The 7,810-nt window shown below is 71.1% G+C and carries 8 protein-coding genes; all 8 read right to left on the reverse strand.

The window, feature by feature from the left end; translation table 11 throughout:
- Positions 1 to 341: 341 nt before the first annotated feature.
- Positions 342 to 1,586: a monovalent cation/H(+) antiporter subunit G gene (gene mnhG / locus ACTZWW_RS06835; RefSeq protein WP_444780189.1), complete on the reverse strand. Its 1,245-nt coding sequence runs from the start codon at positions 1,584 to 1,586 to the stop codon at positions 342 to 344.
- The gene (locus ACTZWW_RS06840; protein ID WP_052341013.1) at positions 1,583 to 1,876 is read right to left on the reverse strand and encodes a monovalent cation/H+ antiporter complex subunit F; all 294 of its coding nucleotides are present in this window, start codon (positions 1,874 to 1,876) and stop codon (positions 1,583 to 1,585) included. Before ACTZWW_RS06840 ends, mnhG begins: the two co-directional genes overlap by 4 nt.
- Complete coding sequence (locus ACTZWW_RS06845) at positions 1,873 to 2,217, reverse strand: Na+/H+ antiporter subunit E (RefSeq protein ID WP_444780190.1); 345 nt, start codon at positions 2,215 to 2,217, stop codon at positions 1,873 to 1,875. Before ACTZWW_RS06845 ends, ACTZWW_RS06840 begins: the two co-directional genes overlap by 4 nt.
- A complete protein-coding gene (locus tag ACTZWW_RS06850; RefSeq protein WP_444780191.1) occupies positions 2,214 to 3,770 on the reverse strand; it encodes a Na+/H+ antiporter subunit D in 1,557 nt (518 codons plus the stop codon). Before ACTZWW_RS06850 ends, ACTZWW_RS06845 begins: the two co-directional genes overlap by 4 nt.
- Positions 3,763 to 4,158, reverse strand: a complete 396-nt coding sequence (locus ACTZWW_RS06855; RefSeq protein ID WP_444780192.1) for a sodium:proton antiporter — start codon at positions 4,156 to 4,158, stop codon at positions 3,763 to 3,765. The genes ACTZWW_RS06850 and ACTZWW_RS06855 overlap by 8 nt, the downstream gene beginning before the upstream one ends.
- The gene (locus tag ACTZWW_RS06860; protein ID WP_444780193.1) at positions 4,155 to 4,562 is read right to left on the reverse strand and encodes an MnhB domain-containing protein; all 408 of its coding nucleotides are present in this window, start codon (positions 4,560 to 4,562) and stop codon (positions 4,155 to 4,157) included. The genes ACTZWW_RS06855 and ACTZWW_RS06860 overlap by 4 nt, the downstream gene beginning before the upstream one ends.
- 3 nt (positions 4,563 to 4,565) lie before the next feature.
- Positions 4,566 to 6,884: a hydrogen gas-evolving membrane-bound hydrogenase subunit E gene (gene mbhE / locus ACTZWW_RS06865; RefSeq protein ID WP_444780194.1), complete on the reverse strand. Its 2,319-nt coding sequence runs from the start codon at positions 6,882 to 6,884 to the stop codon at positions 4,566 to 4,568.
- Positions 6,885 to 7,078: 194 nt separating this feature from the next.
- Positions 7,079 to 7,537 (reverse strand): hypothetical protein, encoded by a 459-nt coding sequence (locus ACTZWW_RS06870; RefSeq protein WP_444780195.1) that lies wholly within the window; start codon positions 7,535 to 7,537, stop codon positions 7,079 to 7,081.
- Positions 7,538 to 7,810: the final 273 nt, after the last annotated feature.

Raw genomic sequence — 7,810 nt, forward strand, 5'->3', positions numbered from 1 at the left:
CTTACCTCGTGTCGCCTCGCGCGCAAGATCGCCGATCCCCATCGCCCTTGCATTGCGACCCACGCGACCACGTGCACGATCATGGCGGCTGCGATCAAGGTGTTTTGGAATGCGCTGGATATGCGGCGCTCGGCGTCGACGCTCCTGCTCGACTTGAAGCGGGTCGACGATCCGGCCGCGAGAACCTGCCGGTTGAGTCAATTTCCCCGCGGCCCGCACTATCGACGCCATACATCAACGCCAGGGACCACAAGCGCTCCGACGCAATGCCGAGGCCCTTGTGGTGACTCTGTGTTCTCAGGCGCGGAATGCGTAGCCGCGCGGCCCGCCCCTCCTTCCCGTCACACCAGCACGTCCCCGCGCCAGCCCGGCACGATCGCGTCCTGCCAGAAGGTGCCGTAGCCGTTCGCACGCCGGGGCAGCGCCGGCAGCACGATCGCGGCGGCGTCGGCGAAGCGCGTCGGCAGCATCGCGCCCGCGGGCGCCCTGGATGCCCGCAGGTGGCTGACCGAGACCCCGGCGTCGGCGGCGATGGCGGCGAGCGCCTCCACCTGCTCCTTCGTCGCCGAGCCCACCACGGTCACGGCCTCGGCCGGCCACAGCCGCGTCGCGAGCGCCCAGGCGGCGAGGCGCTGGGCGCGCCGCCCGCCGTCGTGCACGACGACGAGGGGGCCGCCGGAGCCGGCCTCGCAGCCGACGAAGAGGGTCGGCCCCTCGTGTCGGCGCGAGACCTCGAACAGCTTGTCGGCGAGCCGCTCCTCGAAGACCGGCAGCGTCACGCCCGCGCCGTGATGGCACCAGCCGTCGGTAGGCAGGACGAGCAGCTCGCGGCTCTCCGCCGAGAGCGCCGGGATCAGCGCGAGCGGATCGCCCTCCTCGTAGGCGAGCGCGAGGGGTTGCGGACGCTCGCGCGTCTCGCGGCGCATCTCCTCGATGGCCTCGGCGAGCTTCGCGCGGACGACGTCGCGGGCGCCCGGCACGCGGGCGCTCTCGACGCAGTCGCGATCGATCACCGCCACCGCGGTCAGCGGCGCGTCGTGGGCCGCCGCGAGCGCGATGGCCCGGCGCGTGACGAGGCCCGCGTGCGGGGCGATGACGGCGAAGCGCACGCCGGCGAAGCCGGTCTCGACGGGCTCGTCCTCCGCCGCCGGGGTCGCCTCCGGCGCAACGGCGGGCCGCCACGCAGCCGCCGGCGTCGCTGCGCCCGCGACCGGCGCGGGGGCGAGGAAGCCGAGCGCCGTGCGCTCCTCGAGCGGGTGCGGCGCGCGCGGCAGCACCCCGGCGAGGGCGTCCTCCCGCGAGCTCAAGCGAGCGCCGGAGACGTAGGCGGCGCGGCCGAGCAGGTGCCCCGCCACCGGCATCGTGCCGATGAGAAAGGCGAGCGTGAGGAAGGCGACGACGGTCGCGTCCATCGAGCCCTTGGTGAGCATCACGCCGATCAGCACGAGGCCGGCGCCGAGCGTGCCGGCCTTGGTCGCGGCGTGCATGCGCTGGAAGGGGTCCTCGAAGCGCAGGACGCCGACGGTCGCGACGACGAGGAAGCCCGTGCCGACGAGCTTCAGGGCGAGGGCGAGGAGCGCGATCATGACGTTTCCCTCTGCTTCTTCTCGAGGAAGGCCGCGAAGGCGATGGTGGCGACGAAGGCGATGAGCGCGAGGCCGAGCCCGACGTCGAGGAACTCGCGCCGGCCGGTGACGACCGCCGTGAGGCCGCAGGCCGCGACCGCGATGCCGGTGAGCATGTCGAGCGCGACGAAGCGGTCGGCGTAGCCCGGCCCCACGATCATGCGGAAGGCGGCGCCGGCGATGGCGAGCGCGAGCACCACGGTGAGCGCGAGGGCGACGGTGGTGAGGGCGGCGTCGATCTGCTCGATCATCCTTCGATCCTCCGGATCAGTGTCTCGAACGTGGTCTTGATGTCCGCGGCGACCGCCTCGGCGGAGGGGCTGTCGAGGACGTGGACGTAGAGCGTGTCGCGCCCCTCGGAGACGTGCAGCGACGTCGTGCCGGGGGTCAGCGTCACGAGGTTGGCGAGCGTGGCGATTCCGAGGTCGGTCTTGAGCGCGATCGGCACCGCGACGACGGCGGGGTTCAGCGTCGGGCGCGGCGAGAGCACCGCGACGGCGACGCGCACGGCCGACTTCACGAGCTCGACGACGAAGACGACGAGGAGCTGGGCGAAGGCGAGAAGCCGGGAGGGCGAGAGGAGGATGCTCATCGGGCGGCTCCTTCGATGGCGATGACGGGAACCTCCGTCTCGACGGTGCGCACGGGCGCCTCGCCGGGGAAGACGGCGGCGATGTAGTCGGTCGGGTCGACGAGGACCGCGGTCGCCGTGCGGGCGTACTCGACGAAGGGATCGGCGAAGAGGCCGATCGTCAGCGTCACCGCGCCGAGGAGCGCGATCGGCACGACGAAGGCCACCGGCACCGTGCGCGGCGTGGCGCGCACGAGCACGGGCTTCTTCCAGAAGGCCTCCATCCAGATCTTCGACATCGAGAACAGGGTGAGCGCGCCGACGCCGAGCGCGACGATCGCGAGCCACCAGACCTGCTCACGCAGCGACGCGTCGATGACGAGAAACTTCGCCCAGAAGCCCGACAGCGGCGGCAGGCCCGCGAGCGAGAGCGCCGGGATCAGGAACAGCACCGCGAGCCAGGGATGGGACTTGAGCAGCCCACCCGCCTTGCGCAGGTCGTCCGTCCCCGCCGCGTGCTTGATCGCGCCCGCGAGCAGGAACAGGTTCGCCTTCACGATGATGTGGTGGACGATGTAGAAGACCGCGCCGGCGATGGCGACGGGGGTCGCGATGGCGAGCCCCATCAGCATGTAGCCGATCTGGCTGATGATGTGGAAGGACAGGATCCGGCGCACGTTCCACTGGATCGCCGCGCCGAACACGCCCGTGATCATCGTCATCGCCGCGACGACGGCGACGATCTCGCGAAGCGCGCCGCCCTCCATCTCGAACATCAGCGTGAAGACGCGGAAGGCGGCGTAGACGCCCACCTTCGTCAGCAGGCCCGCGAACAAGGCCGCGATCGCGATGGGCGCCGTGTGGTAGCTCGCCGGCAGCCAGAAGAAGAGCGGGAACACGCCGGCCTTGATGCCGAAGGCCGCCAGGAAGAGCAGCGCCGAGGCGGTGAGCCCGGGCGACATCTCCATCTGCGGCAGGATGCGCGCGAGGTCGGCCATGTTCAGCGTGCCGGTCGCGCCGTAGAGGAGCGCCACCGCGATCAGGAAGAGGATCGTGCCGAACAGGTTCATCGCGGCGTACTTGAGCGCGCCGTCGATCTGCGCCTTGCCGCGCTGGACCACGAGCAGGCCCAGCGTCGTGATGAGCATCACCTCGAACCAGACGTACAGGTTGAAGATGTCGCCCGTCAGGAAGGCGCCGTTCACGCCCGCGATCAGGCCGTGGAACAGCGGGTGGAAGCCCGCCCGCTCGTGACGCTCCTTGATGTCGCCGAGCGCGAAGATGCCCACCGCGAAGGCGAGGATGCCGGAGATGGCGACCATCGCCGCCGAGAGCGGATCGGCCACGAAGCTGATGCCGAAGGGCGCGGCCCAGTCGCCGAACTGCTTGGCGATGACGCCCTCGTCGATCACCGCCGCGGTAAGCGCGAGCGAGGCGACGAGGAGGAGGACGAGGCTGGCGAGACCGACCCGACGCTGCGCGACCGGGCTCTTCCACAGCGCGGCCGTGAGCGCGGCGGTCGCGATCGGGATCAGGACCGGCCAGAGGACGAGGAGGGTGGCGGCGTCAGCCATGGTTCTTCACCGGGGTCGAAAGAGGAAGGTCCGGGGCGCCGAGCGCCTCGGCGTCGCGCATCTCGCGCACGTCGAGCGTGCCGAGGCTGCGGTAGGCCTTCAGCGCGAGCGCGACGGCGAAGGCGGTGAGCGCGAAGCCGATGACGATCGCGGTCAGCACCAGCGCCTGCGGCAGCGCGTTCGCCGCGTCCGCCGCGAGCGCGTCCGCGCCCTGCGGGATCACCGGCGGGGTCGACGAGCCGATCCGGCCGGAGAAGAAGATCAGGAAGATCGCGCCGTTGGTCAGCAGCGTCAGGCCCAGGATCATCCGCACCGCGTGCCGCGAGAGCATCATGTAGAGGCCGCAGCCGACGTAAGCCGCAATGGTGATGGCGTAGACGAGCGTCATGCCGCGTCCTCCGAGTAGAGCCTGAACATGAAGGAGAGCACCCCGCCGACGACGACCATGTAGACGCCGAGGTCGAAGATGATCGTCGTGCCGAGCTTCACGCCCGCGAGCGAGCCCCACTGGTGAGTGAGGAACGAGGCGTCCGTGACGATCCCGGGCACGCCCGAGAGGAAGGCGATCGCGAGCCCCGCGCCCATCAGCACGACGGGATGGAGCACCAGCGCGCGGCGCGCCGCCTCGACGCCGAGCGCGAGCGCCAGCACCGAGAAGCCGGCCGCACCGACGAGCCCGCCGATGAAGCCGCCGCCCGGCTCGTTGTGGCCGCGCAGGAGGACCCAGAGCGATCCGAGGACCATGATGACGAAGAAGATCCGCACGACCGCGGTGAGGATGAGCGAGGGCATGGTTCAGGCCTCCTTGCGGCCGCGCGTGCCGCCCGTGCGCAGCAGCGCCCAGGCGCCGAGCGCGGCGAAGGCGACGACCGCGATCTCGCCGAACGTGTCGAGCGCGCGGAAATCGACCAGGATGACGTTGACGACGTTGCGGCCGAAGCCCTCCGGCACCGAGGTGATCGCGAAGTACTCGGTCAGCTCCGGGTTGAAGGGCTTGGCGGCGATCCACAGCGTGGCGACGAGAATGCAGGCCGCGAAGGCGGCCGACAGCCCGCCGTCCAGCCAGCGCTCGCCGGGGGTGCGAGACGACTTCGCCACGATCGGCAGCTTGAGCAGCACCGCCATCACGATGACGACGAACAGCGTCTCGACCGAGAACTGGGTGAGCGCCAGGTCCGGCCCGCCGTTGAGCAGGAAGACCAGAGCGAGGCCGTAGCCCGCGAGGCCCACCGCCACGATCGCCGAGACGAGCGAGGGTACGGCGGCGGCGACGAGGCAGCCCGCGACGATCAGCGCGCACACGACGAGGAGGTAGGGCCGCACCGGCTCCCCCGCGATCGCCGGCAGGAGCGGGCCCTCGCCGGCGAGGAGGCCGTAGGCGAGAAGCCCCGTGACGGCCGCCGAGACCACCGCCGCGTAGACGCGCAGGTCCCCGTTCTGGAGGAGGTTCGTCGACCAGCGGGCGAGCGCGAGCGTGCGCCCGAGCACGAGGTCGTAGCCCCGGTCGAGGAAGACCTCGTCGAAGGCGCGCCGGCGGCGCATGAACAGGTGGATCGGGTCCCAGAACCAGGCGAGCACGGCGCCGAGCACGACGACGAGGCCCGAGAGTGCCAGCATCGGCGTGAAGCCGTGCCAGAGCTTGAAGGACACCTCGAACGGCGCGCCGTGGATGGCGATCGCCGCGGGGGTGATGAGCGCGTAGGAGACGAGCGAGGGCACGAGCCCGAAGGTCACGCCGACGACGGCGAGCAGCAGCGGCCCCATCGTCATGCCCGGCTGCTCGCCGTGCTCGATCCGGATGGGCTTCTTGGCGCGCCCGAAGAAGGGCTTGAGCGCCAGCACGCCGGCGATCGCCACCATCACGGCGTTGACGAGCACGCCGATCGTGACCGCGACCGTGTCGAGCGAGGACTCGAGCTTGGCCTCGAACAGGTACTCCTTCGAGATGAAGCCGATGAACGGCGGCAGGCCGGCCATCGAGAACGAGGCGAGCACCGTCGCCGCCGCGGTGAACGGCAGGAGCCGCGCGAGGCCGCCGAGCGCGCGCAGCCGGGTCTCGTGCGTCGCGTGGATGACGATGCCGGCGCAGAAGAACAAGGTCGCCTTGTAGAGCGCGTGCGCCAGGATGAAGCCCACGACCGCCACCGACGAGACCGGGCCGTCGAGCCCGATCAGCATCACGAGCGTGCCGAGCGAGGCGACCGTCGAGTAGGCGAGCACCGCCTTGAGCTCGATCGCGCGCAGCGCCTGCACGGCGGCGATCAGCATGGTGAGCCCGCCGAAGAAGACGAGCGTCGCACCCACCCACGGCGCGCCGGCGAAGACCGGGTCGAGCCGCGCGAGCAGGTAGACGCCGAGCTTCACCATCGTGGCCGAGTGCAGGTAGGCCGACGCCGGGGTGGGCGCCTTCATGGCGTTGGGCAGCCAGAAGTGGAACGGGAACTGCGCCGACTTGGTGAAGGCGCCGATCAGCACGCAGGCCACGATCGCCGGCAGGAGCGGGCTCTCGAGCACCGGCGCAGGGTTCGCCGTGATCGCCGCGAGCGAGAAGGTGCCGGCCTCGACGCCGATGAGGATGATGCCCGCGAGGAGCGCCAGCCCGCCGCCGGCGGTGACGAGGAGCGACTGCAGCGCAGCCTTGCGCGCCTTGGCGTCCTCGCTCTGGAAGCCGACGAGGAGGAACGAGAGCAGGCTCGTCATCTCCCAGAAGACGAACAGCGCGACGAGGTTGTCGGCGGTGACCGTCGCCAGCATCGCCGTCATGAACAGGAGGATGTAGAACAGGAACTGCGCCCGCGCGAAGGCCGGCTTCGCCGCCATGTAGGACGCCGCATACAGCACCACCAGCGCGCCGATGCCGGTGATCAGCAGCGCGAACAGCAGCGAGAAGCCGTCGAGGCGGAAGGTCAGGTCGATGCCGAGGGAGGGCACCCACGGCACGACCTCGACGATCGGCGCGGAGCCGACCGGGCCGATCTGCGTGAAGAACCAGGCGAACAGCGCCGCCGGCAGGGCCGCGGCGAGCGGGCCGCCCAGCGCGCCGGCTCGCGCGACCACGAAGGGCGCGGCGATCGAGCCGGCGAGGGCGACGAGCAGGATGGTCGAGAGGTCCACGAGCAGAGCTCCTCCGTGATATCGGGGAGGCTTCCGCAAGTGGCATGCCAGAGTTCTAAGCTTTTGAAATCACAAAGACATCTCTAGCCGCACCCGGCCCATGTCCGGGCTTCCGGACGTGCGACCCGCACCGGCGTCCGGATTTCCGAACGCGGGGCGGGCGCGTTCGGAGGTCCGGACGTCGCAGGTGCCCGTCAGTGCCCGCCCTGGCTCATCCGCGCGTCGCGCGGGGCGCCGAGAATCTCGGCGAGCGACTGGGAGATGTGGCGCGCCTCCTCGTCCTGCAGGCGCAGCATGATCGGCGGCAGGTGGCCGGCGCGCAGCGAGACCACGGCGTGGCCGTCCTGGTCGAGGCCGATGTCGATGGTGGACGAGGTCACGTCGACGACCTCGCCCTCGATCGTCTCGGGGCCGTCCTCGCCGTCTTCCTCTGCGAGCTGCCGGGCGAGCTCCTCGGTCAGCTCCTCGTCGGAGAAGGCCTCCTCCAGCTCCTCCTCGTCGAGCGCCTCGTCCATCACGTCGAGCAGCTGCGTCAGCGCCGAGGCGAGCGTGCGCGCGGCGCCCGCGTCCATCACGATGGCGGTCGACTGGTCGTCCTTCTGGAACGAGAGCTGGATCTTGTCGCCTTCGACGGAAAGAGAGATTCCGGCCATGATGCTCCTTTCGGCGGTAGGGCATATATGGGAGCGGTGCAGGGCTCCTGTCCAGAGGGCGACGGGAAGCGGCCCCGCTCCGGGAAGGAGCAGGGCTCTTCCAACGTTCCGTCGCGCTCGCCGGCCAGAGGCCGCTGGACGCTCAGCGGCCGCGGCGCGGCCGCTGCCCGGTGGGGCCGCCGGCGCCCGAGCCGGAGAGCCAGCCGATGCTCGCCCCGTCCCGATCGCCGCGGCCGCGTGCCGCCGGCGCGCCGGAGGCGGGCTTGCGGGAGC

Source organism: Salinarimonas sp. NSM, assembly GCF_052380005.1.
Lineage (GTDB): Bacteria > Pseudomonadota > Alphaproteobacteria > Rhizobiales > Beijerinckiaceae > Salinarimonas.